Raw genomic sequence first — 17,023 nt, 5'->3', positions numbered from 1 at the left:
ACGTCGCGGGGTGCTGCCCCGGGGCCCGCTGGTTCTCGTCCGCCAAGCGGGGCTTGAAAGATTGGGGCTCTGCCCCATGCCCCGCTGCTCAATCGCCGCAGGGGCTCTATTGGGGCAGCATTCCGTTGAGGAGTTCGGTGTAGCCCGCGCGGAGGGCCGGGAGGGTGGGGGGTGAGGCGTGGAATGAGCCGGCCACGGACGAGAACATGATGCCCTCCGTCCAGGCGACCAGGGACAGGGTGTGGCGCTCGGGGGTGCTTGAGCCTGCTGCGCGGAGCAGTGCGGTGAGGGGGTCGCGGAACTGGCGGCCCGTTTCGTCGAAGAAGGTGCGTAGCTCGGACCTGCGGGTTGCCTCCAGCGCCAATTCGTAGCGGCAGACGAGTAGTTGGGGGTGGTGGGTGAGGTAGCGGTGCAGGGCGAGTGCCATGCCGTCGATCAGAGAGGCGAGGCCGCCCGCGGGGTTGGGGAGTTCGTCGACCGAGAGCACCTGCCCCTCGCGCACCGCGAGCCGCCGCACCGCCGCTTCCAGGAGGGCGAGCCGGGTGCGCGCGTGGTTCGACGTCGAGCCCTGGGGCAGTCCCGCGGTCTCGTCGACCGCGCGGTGGGTCAGCCCGCGCATGCCGCGCTCCGCGAGCAGTGTCAGGGCGGCGTCGGCGATCCGGTCGGCCCGGGTGAGGGGGGCAGCATCTTCGGTGTGCGGGGTGTCGGGGCGGTTCATGGGAGCAATCTACCGCGACCACTACAACTGTAGTACGGTCGAGATGCGAACTCACTACAGGTGTAGTGATCGTTTCGGTACTCCACATAGGAGGCGTCATGTCCCGACAGCCCCGTGCCGTCGTCGTCGGAGGCGGGATCGGCGGGCTCACCGCCGGACTCGCGCTCCAGCTGCGCGGCTGGCAGGTCACCGTTCTGGAGCGGGCGGGCGAGCTGAAGCCCGTAGGCGCGGGGATATCCCTGGCGCCCAACGCGCAGCGCGCCCTCGATGTCGTCGGGCTCGGTGACGAGATCCGCTCCCTCGAGGCCTGGGAAGGGGACGGTGGGCTGCTCACGCCGAAGGGGCGCTGGCTCTCGCGGGCCGACCCGAAGCTCGCGGCCGAGCGGTTCGGTGGGTCCATCGTGCTGCTGCACCGGGCGACCCTGGTCGACAAGTTGGCGGGCCGGCTGCCCGCCGATGCTGTGCGCACCGCGTCCGACGCGCGGCTCCTCGATCCCGGTGACCCGGACGACCCGGCCCGCCCCGCGCGCGTCGGCACACCCGAAGGCGACCTGGAGGCGGAGCTCGTCGTCGGCGCCGACGGCATCAACTCCGCCGTGCGCGGCGCGCTCTTCCCCGAGCACCCCGGCACCGAGTACACCGGCTTCACCACCTGGCGCGTGCTCGTGCCGCCGCTCGGCCGCCCCTTCACCCAGCACGAGACCTGGGGCCCCGGCATGATCTGGGGCACCCACCCCTTCGCCGACGGCACCGTCTACGCGTACGCGGCGGCCATGGCCCCGGCCGGGCAGCGGGCGCCGGGTGGCGACGAGAGGGCGGAACTCCGTCGTCTGTACGGGAGTTGGCACGACCCGATTCCCGCGATCCTTGACGCCGTAGAGCCGGATCAGGTCCTTCGCCACGACGTGCACCAGATCGCCGAGCCGTTGCCCGCCTTCCACCGCGGACGCGTCGTCCTGCTCGGCGACGCCGCGCACGCCATGGCGCCGACCCTCGGCCAGGGCGGCAACCAGGCCATCGAGGACGCGGTCGTCCTCGCCCACCATGCCGCCCCTGACGCCCCGCTCGACCTGCCCGGTTACACGGCCGCACGGCTGCCCCGTACGACGGCGATCGCGCGCAAGGCCATGACCGTCAGCCGCGTCAACCTCACCGCGAACCGGCCCCTGATCGCCCTGCGCAACACGGCGATCCGCGCCGTCGGCGCGCTCGGTCCGGCCTTCCTGCTGCGCGGCATGGACGGCATCGCGGACTGGCGCCCGCCTCAGCGCGAGCCGTACGCCGCCCCGTATGCTGCCCGGACGCAAGCGCGGGCCGGCACGGCCCGGCCATCGCAGGACAGGAGCACTCAGACGTGAAAGTCGGCGTCATCGGACTCGGCGACATCGCCAAGAAGGCGTACCTGCCGGTGCTCGGAGCGCGGCCCGCGCTCGAACTGCACCTGCAGACGCGGACGCCCGCGACCCTGACCGAGGTCGCGGACCAGCTCCGCGTGCCCGCGTCGCAGCGCCACGCCGACCTCGACTCGCTCCTCGCGCAGGGCCTCGACGCGGCCTTCGTGCACGCGCCCACCGCCGCCCACCCGGAGATCGTCACGCGGCTCCTGGAGGCGGGCGTTCCGACGTACGTCGACAAGCCGCTCGCCTACGAACTCGCCGAGTCCGAGCGGCTCGTCCGGCTCGCCGAGGAGCGCGGCGTGAGCCTGGCCGTCGGCTTCAACCGCCGCTACGCGCCCGGGTACGCGCAGTGCGTCGAGCACCCGCGCGAGCTGATCCTGATGCAGAAGAACCGCGTCGGGCTCCCCGAGGAGCCGCGCGCGATGGTCCTCGACGACTTCATCCACGTCGTCGACACGCTGCGCTTCCTCGTGCCCGGCCCGGTCGAGGACGTGAGCGTGCGCGCCCGAGTCGAGGGCGGCCTCCTTGAACACGTGGTGCTCCAGCTCGCGGGCGACGGTTTCACCGCGCTCGGCGTCATGAACCGGCTGAGCGGCTCCACCGAGGAGATCCTCGAGGTGTCGGGGCAGGACTCCAAGCGGCAGGTCAACAACCTCTCCGACGTCGTCGACCACAAGGGCCAGCCCTCGGTCCGCCGTCGCGGCGACTGGGTGCCGGTCGCCCGCCAGCGCGGCATCGAGCAGGCCGTGCTCGCGTTCCTCGACGCGGTGCGGGCGGGCAAGGTGCTGAGCGCGCGGGACGCGCTGGCCACGCATGAGCTGTGCGAACAGGTTGTGCGTGAGGTGCAGCGGCGGGTGTGAGTCAGCGGGGCTCGAATGAACCGTTCAGGCGGCGACGGCGTTGCGGACTCGGGGCTTCGCCCCGGACCCCGCTAGTCAAACGCCGCAGGGCCTGGAGCGCCGCCAGCGCCACCAGGACCGTCACCGCCCCGTGCACCGGCCACGCGCCGAACCGTACGTACAGCGTGGTGCCCCGCGCGGTCGGCATGTCGTAGACGCGGGCCGCGCTCGCCGATGTGCCGAGCCAGGCGCCGGCGCGCGTCCCGTCCGGGCCGTACACCGCGGAGACCCCGGTCAGCGTCGCGTGCACCATCGGGCGGCCGGTCTCGGCGGCCCGTACCGCCGCGAGCGAGGCGTGCTGCTCGGGCGCCCAACTGTGCTGGAACGTCGACGTCGAGGACTGCGCGAGCAGCACCTGCGCCCCGTCCCGCGTCAGCTGCCGCGTCATGTCGGGGAACGCCGACTCGAAGCAGACCAGCGGCCCGACGCGCAGCGTCCGCCCACCGTGGCGCACGTCCATCACGACCTGCCGCGTGCCGCGCATCCGGTCCTCGCCCGCCGCCTTGCCGACCGAGGTGGCCCAGCCGAGGAGCGAGCGCGCGGGCACGTACTCACCGAAGGGGACGAGCCGCATCTTGTCGTAGTGGTCGCCGGTGAGGCCGTCCCCGCCGACGAGCACGGAACTCTTGTATATGCCCTGGCCCGAGCCGTCGGCGGCGCGACGCCGTGCGTCGACGTTGACGAGGATCTCCGCGTCCACCTCACGGGAGAGCGCGGCGAGCCGGCGGGCCAGGTCGGGGCGGCGCGGCAGGTCGTAGCCGACGCTGCTCTCGCCCCAGACGACGAGGTCCACGCCCCGGCCCGCCAGTTGACGGGTCAGCCGCACCTCCCGGTCGAAGCGGGCCTTGATGCTGCCGAGGCCGTCCACCACGCCCGGCTGCACCACCGCGATCCGCGCCTGCCCGTCCGTCTCGGGGCGCGGCGCCCACACCCACGCGACCCCGGTGACCGTGACCGTGGCTACCAGGCCCGCCACCGCCGGAACGCGGGCGCCGCGCGCGACGACGAGGAGCGTCACGCCGGTGTTCACGGCCACCACGAGCAGGCTGAGCAGCCAGACGCCGCCCACCGACGCGAGCCGCAGCGCGGGTGTCACCTGCCACTGGCTGGAGCCGAGCAGACCCCACGGGCCGCCCAACCCCTGCCAGGAACGGACCAGTTCGACCATCAGCCATCCCGAAGGGACGGCGAGGAGCGCGGTCGCCGCCTGCCCCGGCGTCGGCCGGCCGTGCAGGAGGCGGCGCAGCAACCAGCCCCACGGCGCCCACAACGCGCCGAGCAGCGCCGCGAGGACGAGCGTGAACACATGCAGGCTCGGCAGCAGCCAATGGTGCACCGCGAGCATGAACCCGAGCCCGCCGAGCCAGCCGTCGAGCGCCGCCCGGCGCGGCGTGCCGGCCGAGCGCGCGAGCAGCATCCACGGCACGAGGGCGACGTACGCGAACCACCACAGGGAGGGCGCCGGGAACGCGAGCGCGGGCAGGGCGCCCGCGCCGACCGCCGCGGCGCCGCGCCACCAACGTGATGTGTCGAGCCGCTGCCGCCACCCCTCCATGCGCCGCGCCTCCCGACTCGTACTCGTACGACCCATCGCCTCGCGCCTACAGTGTGCGCGCCGCCGACGATCAACGACAGTGGGCGGAGAGCGGGTCAGCTGCCCGCGACGGCCGGCTGGGGGACGCGGCGCCACTTCTCGTAGACCGTCACCCGGTGCAGCCGCCAGCCGCCGGCCGTACGGACGAGGTCGAAGGCGTACCGGCCGCCGCAGATGAAGTCGGGGGCGGTCGAGTCGCCGTCGCCCGCGAAGCGCATGGGGTTGAAGTAGTCAGCCCGGACGCGGCCCGTGTCGCCGATGTCGCGGTCGACGGTGTCGAAGCGGACCCGGCGGTTCACGATCAGGTGCTGGCGCATCGGGAACAGCTCCATCGTCGTCGACAGCCACTGCGCGATCTCCGCGGCGGTGCCCTCCACCCCTCCCGCCTCCCGGTAGTCGGCACGGCCCTCCGGTTCGAACAGGGCGCGGTACGCCGCCCAGTCGCCGTCGTCCACGGCCGCCGCGTAGTCCGTCACCAACTCGTCGACGGCGAGGCGGTCGAGGACGGTTGCCAGTTCCACACGCTGCGTCATCGGCTCAGTCTCGGGCCCTGGGCGCACAGAACCAAGAGGCGTGCGCCGCCAGGTCGAAAACTCCTGGGGAGCGCGGGGCGTGCGCTGTTACGGTCGCGCCATGGCAGCTGATCCGAACACGCAACTCCCGGCCGGGACACCAGGACCCGTCACGGCGGACGACGTCGTGCAGGCCGTCGAGCTCGCGGTCGCCGCGCTGCGGGCCGCGCCCGACGCCGACTGGAACGCCCCGGCGGGCTCGCTCGTGTGGACGTGCTGGGAGACCGGCGAACACCTCGCCGACGACCTCTTCTTCTACGCCGCGCAGATCGGCTCGCTGCGCCCCCTGGAGGACGACTCCGTCCGCTGGGGCTACAGCCGGCGCCGCGCCGAGGGACCGGACAACACGATCACCGTCGAGCTCGAAGCGGGTCCGTCCGCCATGCTCGGGGCCCTGGAGGCGGGCGGCGGCATTCTCGCCGCGGTGGTGCGCGCGACCCCGCCGACCGCCCGCGGATTCCACGTCTTCGGCGCCTCCGACCCCGAGGGCTTCGCTGCGATGGGCGTCGTCGAGACGCTGGTGCACGCGCACGACCTGGCGCTCGGGCTCGGCATCGCGTTCGAGCCGCCGGCCGACCTGTGCGCGCGCACGCTGCACCGCCTCTTCCCCGACGTCCCCGGTGACACCGAGCCGTGGGCGACGCTGCTGTGGGCCACGGGCCGCGGCGAGCTGGAGGACAGGGGCCGGCGCGGGAAGTGGCGCTGGTACGGTGCGCCCGCCGCGACATGATCTTCGTCCGCGTGGCCACATCCCGGCCCACGGGGACGCACTTCTGACCAGGAGGCCCCCTTGAACCGCCCCATCACGCTCGTCACCGGCGGCAGCCGAGGCATCGGCGCCGCCACGTCCGTGCGTCTCGCGCGCGAAGGCCACGATGTCGCGCTGTCCTTCGTGAGCGACAAGGACGCCGCCGAGCGCACCGCCGAGGCCGTGCGTGCCGAGGGCGCCCGCTGCGCCGTCGTACGGGCCGACACCTCCCAAGAGGCCGATGTGGAGCGCCTCTTCGACGAGGCGCGTGCCCAACTCGGGCCGCTCACCGGGCTGGTGAACAACGCGGGTGTCACTGCTCCGGTCGGCCCCTTCGCCGAGGCGCGCACCGAGGACTTCCGCCGCGTCCTCGACGTCAACGTCCTCGGTGTCCTGCTGTGCTGCCGCCGCGCCGCACGCGACATGACGGCGGCGGGCGCCGGCGCCATCGTGAACGTGTCCTCCGGGGCCGCCACCATCGGCAGCCCCGGCCAGTACGTGCACTACGCCGCGTCCAAGGCGGCCGTGGACACGATCACCCTGGGCCTCGCCAAGGAGCTCGGCCCGGCGGGCGTACGGGTCAACGGTGTGGCGCCCGGCATCATCGACACCGAGATCCACGCCACCAGCGGCACGCCCGACATCGCGCGCGAAGCGGCTCCCGGGATCCCGCTGCGGCGCCCGGGGAGGGCGGACGAGATCGCGGGGGCGATCGCCTGGCTGCTGTCGCCGGACGCGTCGTATACGACGGGGACCGTGGTGAGGGTGGCCGGGGGACGCTGAGCGGCCCCCGGCGGGTGGAGGCGGTGGTGGCTGTGGAGACGGTCGGGGCCTGATCCGAACGGCAGGCCCTAGGCCGCTTCCACGACCTCCGCGCGCACCGCGGCCGCCCACTCCGTGACCAGCAGCGCGTACTGGGCGCGCTGCTCTCCGGTGAGTCGGCCTCCGGTGCGCAGCCACAATCCGCGGATCTGCTCGTTGACTTCCTCGGCAGACCGCACAGGACCAGAATTGACGGGCGGCATGTGCCAAGGCTACGTGCGGGCCGCCCGGTTTGGGAACCCTGAGCGAACGGTCCTGAGCGTCAAGTGACCGAAGATGTAAAGGAGTTCGCGAAAGGCCTGGTCACGCGCCGACCGCCGTCGGAAGCGCCGTCGTGGCGAGCAGCGTCAGACGGTCCGCGTCCGGGGTGCCGGGCTCGGCCGTGTAGAGCATGACGCGCAGATCGTCGCCCGCCACCGTGAGAATGTCGCAGTCCAGCGTCAGCGGGCCGACCTCCGGGTGGTCGATCGTCTTGCGCGCCGCGGCGTGCCGGCCGACGGCCCCCGAGTCCCACAGCTCGGCGAACCGCGGGCTGCGCGTGCGGAGTTCGTCGACGAGCGTGTGCAGACGCGGGTCCAGTGGGTAGCGGCTCGCGGTCGTGCGCAGGTCCGACACCAGGGCCGTCTCCATGGCCTGCCGCTCGTCGGGGGTCTGCCGGACCCGGCTCGTCGGCCCGAGGAACGTCCACCACACGCCGTTGCGCCCGTTGCCTCCCCACTCCGGGCGCTCGCCGAGCAGCGCCGTGTACAGCGGGTTCGCGAGCAGCAGCGTCCACGCCGCGTCGAACACCGCGGCCGGCGTCCCGGACAGCCGGTCCAGGAGCCGGCGCACGCCAGGGGTGAGCCGGGCCGGCACCGTCTCAAGGCCCGGCGGCGCGAGACCCGCGAGCCGGAAGAGGTGCTCACGCTCCGCGTCCGTAAGGCGCAGCGCGCGGGCCAGCGCCTCCACGACCTGGTCGGAGGGGTGGGTGGCGCGGCCCTGTTCCAGCCGGGTGACGTAGTCCGCCGAGATCCCCGCGAGCAGCGCAAGCTCCTCGCGGCGCAGCCCCGCGGCCCGCCGCTGCCCCACGGCGGCGATCCCCGCGGCCTCCGGCGGGACCCGGTCCCGCCAGCGCCGCACCGTCTCCCCGAAATCGCCGAGCTCCGCATGTGCCATGCCACCACTGTGCCCCGCCAGGGCCGGATCTTCCTGGTATCGCCGGTCCCAGGAAGACGGGACGACTGGTCGCCGGACCGCCCCCGGCGCAGCCTGGACGCATGACCACCACACTGATCACCGGGGCCAACAAGGGCCTCGGACACGAAACCGCCCGCCGCCTCGTCGAGGCGGGCCACACGGTCTACGTCGGCGCCCGCGACCCCGAGCGCGGCCGTCGCGCCGCCGAGGAGCTCGGCGCGCGGCACGTCGTCATCGACGTCACCGACGACGCCTCCGTCGCGGCCGCCGCGAAGACGATCGAGGTCGAGGGCGGCCTCGACGTACTGATCAACAACGCCGGCATCGAGGGCCGCACCGACGGCAACGGCATCGTGCTCCCGGCCGACGAGACCGTCGACACCCTGCGCCCGCTGTTCGAGACGAACGTCTTCGGCACCGTCCGCGTCACCCACGCGTTCCTGCCGCTGCTGCGCCGCTCCGCCGCCCCGGTCATCGTCAACGTCAGCAGCGGCCTGGCCTCGCTGGCCGGCGCCACCGACCCGGGCAACCCGGCGGCCGGCTACCCCGGCCTCGCCTACCCGGCCTCCAAGACCGCCGTGAACATGCTGACGGTGCAGTACGCGAAGGCGTTCCCGGAGCTCCGGATCAACGCGGTCGAGCCCGGCTTCACCAGGACCGACCTGAACGGCAACACGGGCGTCCAGACCGTCGAACAGGGCGCCGAGATCATCGTGCGGATGGCGCGGGTCGGCGCGGACGGGCCGACGGGTACGTATGTCTCCGCCGAGGGGCCGCTGCCCTGGTGACGCTCTGCCCGCGCCCCTACGGCTTGAGCACGATCTTCCCGTGGGTGTGCCGGCGCTCCAACTCGCGGAAGGCCTCGCGTACTTCCTCCAGCGGGTAGGTGCGGGCGATCGGGACCTCCAGCTCGCCGCGCGAGGCCAGTCGGGCCAGTTCGCCGAGGACGACCGCGCTGGCCGCCGCGCCCTCCCCGTAGGTACGGGCGCCGACCCGGCCCGCGACCTTCCAGTCGCGGATGGTGTTGATGCGCTCGGGCCGCACCCCCAGCTCCACGGCGAGCTCGACATAGCCGGTGCCGAACGTGTCGATGAACGCGTCGACACCCCGGTCTCCCGCGGCCTCCCGGATCCGCTCCCGCACCCCGTCCCCGTACGCGAGGGGGATCACGCCCTTCTCCTTCAGCCAGCCGTGATGCGGCTCGCTCGCGAGCCCGATGACGGTGACGCCGTGGCGCCGCGCGAGCTGTACGGCCATCGACCCGACGCCGCCCGCCGCGCCGGACACCACGACCGTGTCGCCGGGGCGGAGGTCCACGGCCCATACGCAGGCGTACGCGGTGGACCCGGCGACGTACAGGGATCCGGCCACGTCCCAGGGGAGCCCGGAAGGGCGGTGCACGAGGTTCACGTCGTCGACGACGACGTACTCGGCGTGGCTGGCCCTGCGGTGCGTGAATCCGACGACCTCGTCGCCGACCCCGAAGTCCCGTACGTGGGAGCCGACTTCGACGACGACCCCGGCCAGATCGCTGCCCTGCCCCGACGGGAACGTGGCGGGCCACCGCTCGTGCAGGAAGCCTGTCCTGATGCTCACCTCGCCGGGCTGGATCCCGGCCGCCCGCACCTCGACCAGCACCTGGTCGGCCGCGGGCACGGGCCGCGGCGCGTCCTCGACCCGCAGCACATCGATCCCGCCGTACTCGTGAAACCGCACCGCTCGCATCCCGCGCCCACCCGTCCCGTTCGGATCAACTGTGACGTGGGTCGCAACACTTGGGGCGCCCGGTCTCTTCCCCGGGTCGGCCCCTTTCCCGGGTCTGTTTCTCTTGGTCCGTCTCTCTTCCGGATCCGCTCAGCCCGCCGACTCCGCGGCATGCGGGCTGAGTACGCCCACGCTCACCAGGATGAACAGGGCGATGCCGAGGATGATCCGGTAGTACACGAACGGCATGAAGCTGCGCGTCGAGATGAACTTCATGAGCCAGGCGATCACCGCGTATCCGACGCCGAAGGCGATCAGTGTGGCGAACACCGTGGGGCCCCAGGAGACATGGCCGCCCTCGCTCGCGTCCTTGAGCTCGAAGACGCCCGAGGCCAGGACCGCCGGGATCGCCAGGAGGAAGGAGTAGCGGGCCGCGGACTCACGGGTGTAGCCGAGGAAGAGGCCGCCGCTGATCGTGGCGCCGGAGCGGGAGACGCCGGGGATGAGGGCCAGCGCCTGGCACAGGCCGTAGATCAGGCCGTCCTTGACCGAGAGATCCTTGAGTTCCTTGCGGGTGTGGGCCACACGGTGGCGACCGCCCGTCTCGTCGCGGGCCGCCAGCCGGTCGGCGATGCCGAGGACGACGCCCATCACGATCAGCGTCGTCGCGGTGAGCCGCAGATCGCGGAACGGGCCCTCGATCTGGTCCTTGAACGTCACGCCGAGCACCCCGATCGGGATCGAGCCGACGATCACCAGCCAGCCCATCTGCGCGTCGTGGTCGCCCCGCATCGTCTTGTCGGTGAGGGACCTGAACCACGCCGAGATGATCCGCGCGATGTCCTTGCGGAAGTAGATGACGACCGCGGTCTCGGTGCCGAGCTGGGTGATCGCCGTGAAGGCGGCGCCGGGGTCGTGCCAGCCCGCGAACGCGGCCGTGAGGCGCAGATGGGCGCTCGACGAGATCGGCAGGAACTCCGTGAGCCCCTGGACGAGCCCGAGGATGAATGATTCGAACCAGGACATGAGGTGGGTACGCGATCCAGGTGCTCGGCGGAACCGGCCGCGAACGCGGGCCAGGCGGGGCGGCGCGAACTCCCGTCACACCGGGCCCGGGGTACGCGTGGGGCAGAGTAGCGTTCGAAAGTGACGGGAGCACCACAGCGGAGTGAGCGGAGCCTTTACAGGGCCCTTTCAGGCCCCTTTGCAGGCCCGCACACAGACCCCTTTGCAGGTCCCCTTACAAACCCCTTTACAGGCCCGGCCGTTGGGCCCGAAGGAGCGCGTCCCCCGTCGGCGTACGGAAGTAGAGCACCGAGCGGCCCGCCCTGCGCCGCTGTACGAGACGGGCCGCGTGCAGCACCTTCAGGTGGCGGCCCACCGAGCCGAGGCCCTGTCCTGTGAGGGCCACCAACTGGCTGGTGGTCAGCGGCTGTTCGAGGAGGACGAGGACCTGCGCGCGGGCCGTGCCGAGCAGCGCCGCGAGTCCGCCGGGCGGCGCCGCCCTGTCGACGTCCGCGAGGGCGCCCGCGCACGGGTAGACGACGGCGTACCGGTCGACCGGAACCCGCTCCGGCCATGACACCCAGCCCTGCTTCGGTGTGACCGGGACGAACAGCAGCTGTGTGCCGGCGATGTCCCGTGGCGGGTAGTCATGTGCGTTGATCCGGAGCCGGCCCTCGCCGAGCCAGCCCATCGTGGGGCGCATCCCGCCGAAGGCCGCCGCCCAGCCGCCCCGCGTCAACTCCCTTGTCCTGGCGAGGACATCGGCCTCGATGATCCGGCGGCGCCGCGGCCACTCCGGAAGGACCGTCTCCCGCCACACCCACGCGAGCAGCGCCGCCGCGCGCTCCGCCAGGTCCCCGGCGTGGGCGAGCGCGTCGGGCAGCGGGCCGGGGGAGGAGACCGCGAGGTCGGCGCGGACGGCCGCCGGCGGCGTGGCGCGGATCCGCGCGAGGCCGTCCGCCAGATCGTCCTCGCGGGCGCCGTCGGGTGTGGGCGTCATGAAGTCGGCGATCCACCGCGCCCCGAACCCGGCGTCCAGCAGCAGCGCCGTCGTCGGCTCCGCGGCGAGCCGTGCGCGGTAGGCGGGCAGGTGGGTGTCCAGCCAGCGCCGCTCGCCGGGGTGCGCGGCGACGGGATCGGCCAGCTTCCTCAGGCTCGCGGTCGCCTCGGCGAGCCGCGACACGATGAACCGGCTGCCCGCGAGGGTGTCCGCGTCGACCTGCCAGATGCCCACGGCCGCACCCCCGTCTCCGCCTCCGTACGATCCCGCCGTCCGCGCCCGTCGTTTCGCCAGTGCGCGAAACATTAACGCCCCCTGTCCGCCGCCCCGCAGCCTCCCCTCATGGACACCTACCGGGAGCTGTTCCGCACGCCCGAATACCCCTCTCTCTTCGCCACCGTCTCGCTCCAGGTCGCCGGGCAGACGGTGAGCGGGCTCGCCCTCGGCTCGCTCGTCTACGCCTCGACCGGATCGCCGCTGCTGTCCGCGCTCGCCATGTTCGGGCCCTCGCTCGCCCAGGTCGTGGGCGCGCTCACGCTGCTCTCCGCGGCGGACCGGGTGCCGCCGCGCGCCGCCCTCGTCGGGCTCGCGCTCTTCCTCGGCCTCGCCACGGCGACGCAGGCGACGCCCGGTCTTCCGACGGCCGCGGCCCTCGCGCTCGTCCTGGTCCAGGGTGTGCCGTCGGCGCTCGGCGGTGGGGTCCGCTACGGCCTGCTCACCGACATCCTCGCCCGCGACGGCTATCTGCTCGGCCGCTCCGTCCTCAACATGAGCGGGGGAGTCTGCCAGATCCTCGGATACGCCCTGGGCGGCCTGCTCGTCGCCGTGCTGTCGGCGCGCGGCACGCTCCTCGTCGGCGCAGGCCTCTACGTGCTCGCCGCGGTGGTCGCGCGCTGCGGACTGTCCCGGCGCCCGGCGCGCGCGTCCGGTCGCCCGTCCCCGCGCGAGACGATGCGCGGCAACGCCGCCCTGTGGTCCTCGGTCCCGCGCCGGTACGTCTATCTCGCGCTGTGGGTGCCCAACGGCCTGATCGTCGGCTGCGAGGCGCTGTTCGTCCCCTACGACACCGGGCACGCGGGAGTGCTGCTCGCGAGCGCCGCCCTGGGCATGCTCGCCGGGGACATCCTCACCGGCCGTTTCCTGCCGCCCCGGTGGCGCGCCCGGCTCGCCGCACCGCTGCGGCTGCTGCTCGCCGCCCCGTACCTGGTGTTCGCCCTGCGGCCCGCCCTGCCGTTCGCCGTGGTGGCGGTCGCCCTCGCCTCGGTCGGCTTCTCGGCGGGCCTGCTGCTGCAAGAGCGGCTGATGGCGCTGACCCCGGAGCGCCTGAGCGGGCACGCCCTCGGGCTGCACACCGCGGGCATGCTGACCATGCAGGGAGTGGGCGCGGTGCTCGCGGGCGCGCTGGCCCAGGCGACCTCGCCCGCCACCGCGATGACGGTGCTCGCCGTGGCCTCCGTCGCGGTGACGCTGCGCCTCGGCAGGGGCCTCAAGGGGGAGCCGGTCAGTCCTCCTGCGACGTCCGCTTCCGCAGCTGATGGCGCTTGCACCACGCCACGACCGCGCCCGCGCACCCCGTGACGACGATGAAGCCCATCGCGATCAGGAAGATGGGGGACGTGGGCGTCGAGGCGCGGGCGCCCGCCACCACGTACGCCGCCGTGTTCGGGATCGAGCCGAGCGCCGTGGCGAGGAGGAACGGGACGATGCTCATCTTGGAGATCGACGCGCAGTAGTTCGCCGCCCAGAACGGGATGCCGGGAAAGAGCCGGGCCGCGAGCATCGACCGGAAGGCGTGCTCGCTGAGCTGCCCGTCCGCCGCCTTCAGCCAGCGCCCGCGCAGCAGCGGCCGCAGCGCGTCCTGGCCGAGCAGCCGACCGAGCAGGAAGGCGAGCCCGGCGCCGAGCACCGTCCCGCCGATCGCGCCGAGCAGCCCCAGCTGGGAGCCGAACAGGGCGCCCGCCGCCAGGTTGAGCAGGGGTCTCGGGACGAACGCGACCGTGCACACGCCGTACGCCACCGCGAACAGGACGACCGCCGCCGCCCCGTTCACCTGCGGCGGCCAGCCCTGCGTGATCAGCTGCTGCGGCTCGAAGAGCAGCACGCACGTCGCGCCCGCGGCCAGCAGCAGCACCAGCAGCGAAAGCCGCGACCACGGCGACAGCAGCGCCTGGCCGCAGCGGGCGGCGAGCCCTGCGGGACGGGCGGGGACGGTCTCGAACATCCGGGGAGACTAACCGACCCCCGCATAAGATCGCCGTAGGTTGTGTCTCACTTTCCCGGCTCTTGCCCCAGTTGCGAGGAGCGTCACGTGCCCGTCACCGCGCCGCCCGCCAGCGTTCTCGCCGACACGCTCCTCGCCCGGCTCCCCGAGGTGTACGGCGCGGCCGCCGACCCCGAGCGGGCGGCGCAGATGCGCGCGTACATGAAGGACGTGGCCCCCTTTCTCGGCCTCACCTCGCCCGTGCGCCGGGAGCTGACCAAGGCCGTGCTCGACGGCACGCCGCGTCCCGACGAGAGCGACCTCACCGCCGTCGCACTGCGCTGCTGGGCGCTGCCCGAGCGCGAGTACGCCTACTTCGGAATCGACTACCTGCGCCGCCATGTGCGACGCCTCACATCCGGCTTCCTGCCCGTCGCGCGCGAACTGGTCACGACCGTGCCGTGGTGGGACACCGTGGACCATCTGGCGGCGCACATCGTCGGCGGCCTCGTCGCGGCCGACCCGAAGCTGCGCGCCGACATGGACGCGTGGATCGCGGACGAGAACCTCTGGGTCGCCAGGACGGCGCTCCTCCACCAGCTCCGTCACAAGGACGCCACCGACACCGACCGGCTCTTCGCCTACTGCCTGCGGCAGTCCGGACACCCCGACTTCTTCATCCGCAAGGCGATCGGCTGGGCCCTGCGCGAATACGCCAAGACCGACGCCGACGCCGTACGGTCCTTCGTCGCCGCGCACCGGGACACCCTCAGCCCGCTCTCGGTGCGCGAGGCCCTGAAGAACGTAGGCGGGTAACTCCCGTACGGGGCGCGGAAAATCGTTCGACGTGGGGCGCCGCGTCGGAGAAGATCTGCCACATGTTCCGGCACGCCTTCCACGCAGCTCCGTCCGCAGTCGCGGACGCAGCTCAGGCTGCCGTCTTCCTGACCGCCGCCGCAGCTGACGGCGCGCGAAGCTGACCCTCTCCGGACACTCCGGCGGACCCCGCAGGGGGAGGGTCGGTCCGGCTCAGGGGTCCCCGCCTCCCGCTTGGAGGCCAGTAGCTTCCTGAAGTTCCCGAAGGGACCTCATCGCCATGCCCAAGACGGCATACGTGCGCACCAAGCCGCACCTCAACATCGGCACCATGGGTCACGTCGACCACGGCAAGACCACCCTCACCGCCGCCATCACCAAGGTCCTCGCCGAGCGCGGCGCCGGCACGTTCGTGCCGTTCGACCGGATCGACAAGGCGCCCGAGGAGGCGCAGCGCGGCATCACCATCAACATCGCGCACGTCGAGTACGAGACCGACACCCGGCACTACGCGCACGTGGACATGCCGGGCCACGCCGACTACGTGAAGAACATGGTCACGGGCGCCGCCCAGCTCGACGGGGCGATCCTCGTCGTCTCGGCGCTCGACGGGATCATGCCGCAGACCGCCGAGCACGTACTGCTCGCCCGCCAGGTGGGCGTCGACCACATCGTCGTCGCCATCAACAAGGCGGACGCGGGGGACGAGGAGCTCACCGACCTGGTCGAGCTCGAAGTGCGCGAGCTGCTGTCCGCGCACGGGTACGGGGGCGACTCCGTGCCCGTCGTGCGGGTCTCCGGGCTGGGGGCCCTTGACGGGGACCCGCGGTGGACGGCGTCGATCGAGGCGCTGCTCGACGCGGTGGACACGTACGTTCCGATGCCGGAGCGGTACGTGGACGCGCCGTTCCTGTTGTCCGTCGAGAACGTGATGACCATCAGCGGGCGCGGCACGGTGGTGACCGGCGCGGTCGAGCGCGGCCGTGTGCGGGTCGGCGACCGGGTGCGGGTCTACGGGGCGGATGACGTCGAGACCGTCGTCACCGGCGTCGAGACCTTCGGCAAGCCGATGGAGGAGGCGCAGGCGGGGGACAACGTGGCGCTGCTGCTCCGCGGTGTGCCGCGGGACGCGGTGCGGCGCGGGCACATCGTCGCCGAGCCCGGCACGGTCAAGCCTGCGCGCCGCTTCACGGCGCAGGTGTACGTGCTGTCGGCGGCGGAGGGCGGCCGTTCCACGCCTGTCGCCACCGGGTACCGGCCGCAGTTCTACCTGCGGACGGGGGACGTCGTGGGGGACGTCGACCTCGGTGAGGTTGCGGTTGCCCGGCCCGGCGAGACCGTCGCCATGACGGTGGAGCTGGGGCGGGACGTGCCGCTGGAGGCCGGTCTCGGGTTCGCGATCCGTGAGGGCGGGCGGACCGTGGGGGCGGGGACGGTGACGTCCGTGGAGTGAACAGGAGCGGGGCCGGGACCGTACGGGTTCCGGCCCCGCGACGGCACAATGTGCACGTGAACGCATCCGAACCCGAGCCGATACCCGTCACCCGCGACGTCGACCACGGCACCGCCAAGCTGCTGCCCGACGTGGACCGGCGGCGGGCCTGGCTGCTCACGGTGGACGGGGCGCCCCAGTCGTACGTAGACCTGGACGAGCCCGCGCACCTGGAGTTCGAGTACGCGCGCCGGCTCGGCCACGTCCTCGACTGCCTCGGCGACGAGGGCGCGCCGCTCGACGTGCTGCACCTGGGCGGGGGCGCGCTGACCCTGCCCAGGTACGTCGCCGCCACCCGGCCCGGCTCGCGGCAGGAGGTCGTCGAGGCGGACCGGGGGCTGCTCGCGCTCGTCGCCGAACATCTGCCGGTGCCGGACGACGCGGGCGTCGTGGTGCACGGCGGCGACGCGCGGGCCTGGCTCGAGGCGGCGCCCGACGCCTGCGTGGACGTGCTCGTGGGGGACGTGTTCGGTGGCTCCCGGGTGCCCGCGCACCTGACGACCCTGGCGTACGCGCGTCAGACGGCGCGGGTGCTGCGGCCCGGCGGGACCTACGCGGCCAACCTCGCGGACGGCGCGCCCTTCGCGTTCCTGCGCTCCCAACTGGCCACGTTCGCCGCGGTGTTCCCCAATGTCGCGCTCGTCGCCGAACCGGCGGTGCTGCGGGGCAGGCGGTTCGGCAACGCCGTACTGCTCGCCTCGGGCGAGGAGCTGGAGGTGGCGGAGCTGGCGCGGCGCACCGCCCGCGACGCGTTCCCCGCGCGGGTGGAGCACGGCGCCGCGCTGCGCCGATTCGTCGGTGACGCGAAGCCGGTGGCGGACGCGGACGCGGTTCCCTCGCCGGAACCGCCGGGCGGTTCGTTCAGCGTGGGGTGACGGGA

General features: G+C 73.1%; 18 protein-coding genes. 9 read left to right on the top strand and 9 right to left on the bottom strand.

Going from position 1 to position 17,023, the window contains the following annotated elements:
* Positions 1-106 precede the first annotated feature (106 nt).
* Positions 107-718 carry a TetR/AcrR family transcriptional regulator gene (locus OHA73_RS09405; RefSeq protein WP_327654843.1) on the bottom strand — a complete coding sequence of 204 codons (612 nt, stop codon included), beginning with the start codon at positions 716-718 and terminating at the stop codon, positions 107-109.
* Between the two features lie 98 nt (positions 719-816).
* Between OHA73_RS09405 and OHA73_RS09400 the strand changes: the two genes are divergently transcribed.
* A complete protein-coding gene (locus tag OHA73_RS09400; protein ID WP_327654842.1) occupies positions 817-2,076 on the top strand; it encodes an FAD-dependent monooxygenase in 1,260 nt (419 codons plus the stop codon).
* Entirely contained in the window at positions 2,073-2,975 is a 903-nt protein-coding gene (locus OHA73_RS09395) for a Gfo/Idh/MocA family protein (protein ID WP_327654841.1), read from the top strand. The genes OHA73_RS09400 and OHA73_RS09395 overlap by 4 nt, the downstream gene beginning before the upstream one ends.
* A gap of 1 nt (position 2,976) precedes the next feature.
* Here OHA73_RS09395 and lnt read toward each other — a convergent pair whose 3' ends face one another.
* Positions 2,977-4,569 (bottom strand): apolipoprotein N-acyltransferase, encoded by a 1,593-nt coding sequence (gene lnt / locus OHA73_RS09390; RefSeq protein WP_327654840.1) that lies wholly within the window; start codon positions 4,567-4,569, stop codon positions 2,977-2,979.
* Positions 4,570-4,664: 95 nt separating this feature from the next.
* The gene (locus OHA73_RS09385) at positions 4,665-5,141 is read right to left on the bottom strand and encodes a nuclear transport factor 2 family protein (RefSeq protein WP_266722107.1); all 477 of its coding nucleotides are present in this window, start codon (positions 5,139-5,141) and stop codon (positions 4,665-4,667) included.
* A gap of 100 nt (positions 5,142-5,241) precedes the next feature.
* On the opposite strand from OHA73_RS09385, the gene OHA73_RS09380 reads away from it, so the two are divergent.
* Both OHA73_RS09380 and OHA73_RS09375 read left to right on the top strand, forming a co-directional pair.
* Positions 5,242-5,910, top strand: coding sequence for a maleylpyruvate isomerase N-terminal domain-containing protein (locus OHA73_RS09380; protein WP_327654839.1), 669 nt, complete (start codon positions 5,242-5,244; stop codon positions 5,908-5,910).
* Between the two features lie 60 nt (positions 5,911-5,970).
* Positions 5,971-6,711, top strand: coding sequence for an SDR family NAD(P)-dependent oxidoreductase (locus tag OHA73_RS09375; RefSeq protein ID WP_327654838.1), 741 nt, complete (start codon positions 5,971-5,973; stop codon positions 6,709-6,711).
* A 68-nt stretch (positions 6,712-6,779) separates the two neighbouring features.
* Here OHA73_RS09375 and OHA73_RS09370 read toward each other — a convergent pair whose 3' ends face one another.
* Positions 6,780-6,953: a hypothetical protein gene (locus tag OHA73_RS09370; protein WP_266722113.1), complete on the bottom strand. Its 174-nt coding sequence runs from the start codon at positions 6,951-6,953 to the stop codon at positions 6,780-6,782.
* A 100-nt stretch (positions 6,954-7,053) separates the two neighbouring features.
* Positions 7,054-7,905, bottom strand: coding sequence for a helix-turn-helix transcriptional regulator (locus OHA73_RS09365; RefSeq protein ID WP_266722115.1), 852 nt, complete (start codon positions 7,903-7,905; stop codon positions 7,054-7,056).
* Between the two features lie 101 nt (positions 7,906-8,006).
* On the opposite strand from OHA73_RS09365, the gene OHA73_RS09360 reads away from it, so the two are divergent.
* Positions 8,007-8,714, top strand: coding sequence for an SDR family NAD(P)-dependent oxidoreductase (locus OHA73_RS09360; protein ID WP_327654837.1), 708 nt, complete (start codon positions 8,007-8,009; stop codon positions 8,712-8,714).
* A 16-nt stretch (positions 8,715-8,730) separates the two neighbouring features.
* On the opposite strand, the gene OHA73_RS09355 is transcribed toward OHA73_RS09360, so the two are convergent.
* From OHA73_RS09355 to OHA73_RS09345, 3 genes are all read right to left on the bottom strand, one after another.
* Positions 8,731-9,651 (bottom strand): NADP-dependent oxidoreductase, encoded by a 921-nt coding sequence (locus tag OHA73_RS09355; RefSeq protein WP_327654836.1) that lies wholly within the window; start codon positions 9,649-9,651, stop codon positions 8,731-8,733.
* Positions 9,652-9,780: 129 nt separating this feature from the next.
* Positions 9,781-10,656, bottom strand: coding sequence for an undecaprenyl-diphosphate phosphatase (locus OHA73_RS09350; RefSeq protein WP_266722121.1), 876 nt, complete (start codon positions 10,654-10,656; stop codon positions 9,781-9,783).
* A 226-nt stretch (positions 10,657-10,882) separates the two neighbouring features.
* Positions 10,883-11,869, bottom strand: a complete 987-nt coding sequence (locus OHA73_RS09345) for an ArsR/SmtB family transcription factor (RefSeq protein ID WP_327654835.1) — start codon at positions 11,867-11,869, stop codon at positions 10,883-10,885.
* Positions 11,870-11,977: 108 nt separating this feature from the next.
* Here OHA73_RS09345 and OHA73_RS09340 point away from each other — a divergent pair, with 108 nt between their 5' ends.
* Complete coding sequence (locus OHA73_RS09340) at positions 11,978-13,213, top strand: MFS transporter (RefSeq protein ID WP_327654834.1); 1,236 nt, start codon at positions 11,978-11,980, stop codon at positions 13,211-13,213.
* Here OHA73_RS09340 and OHA73_RS09335 read toward each other — a convergent pair.
* Positions 13,137-13,856, bottom strand: a complete 720-nt coding sequence (locus tag OHA73_RS09335; protein ID WP_327654833.1) for a TVP38/TMEM64 family protein — start codon at positions 13,854-13,856, stop codon at positions 13,137-13,139. The two genes, OHA73_RS09340 and OHA73_RS09335, sit on opposite strands and share 77 nt — an antisense overlap.
* 87 nt (positions 13,857-13,943) lie before the next feature.
* Between OHA73_RS09335 and OHA73_RS09330 the strand changes: the two genes are divergently transcribed.
* The 3 genes from OHA73_RS09330 to OHA73_RS09320 all read left to right on the top strand — a co-directional run bounded on the left by OHA73_RS09330 (position 13,944) and on the right by OHA73_RS09320 (position 17,018).
* Positions 13,944-14,651 (top strand): DNA alkylation repair protein, encoded by a 708-nt coding sequence (locus OHA73_RS09330; protein ID WP_327654832.1) that lies wholly within the window; start codon positions 13,944-13,946, stop codon positions 14,649-14,651.
* A gap of 280 nt (positions 14,652-14,931) precedes the next feature.
* Positions 14,932-16,104: an elongation factor Tu gene (gene tuf / locus OHA73_RS09325; RefSeq protein ID WP_327654831.1), complete on the top strand. Its 1,173-nt coding sequence runs from the start codon at positions 14,932-14,934 to the stop codon at positions 16,102-16,104.
* Positions 16,105-16,160: 56 nt separating this feature from the next.
* A complete protein-coding gene (locus OHA73_RS09320) occupies positions 16,161-17,018 on the top strand; it encodes a spermidine synthase (RefSeq protein ID WP_327654830.1) in 858 nt (285 codons plus the stop codon).
* Positions 17,019-17,023 lie beyond the last annotated feature (5 nt).

Origin of the sequence: Streptomyces sp. NBC_00483, from assembly GCF_036013745.1 — a bacterium.
Taxonomy (GTDB): domain Bacteria; phylum Actinomycetota; class Actinomycetes; order Streptomycetales; family Streptomycetaceae; genus Streptomyces.
This window is presented reverse-complemented; position numbering and strand designations above follow the sequence as displayed.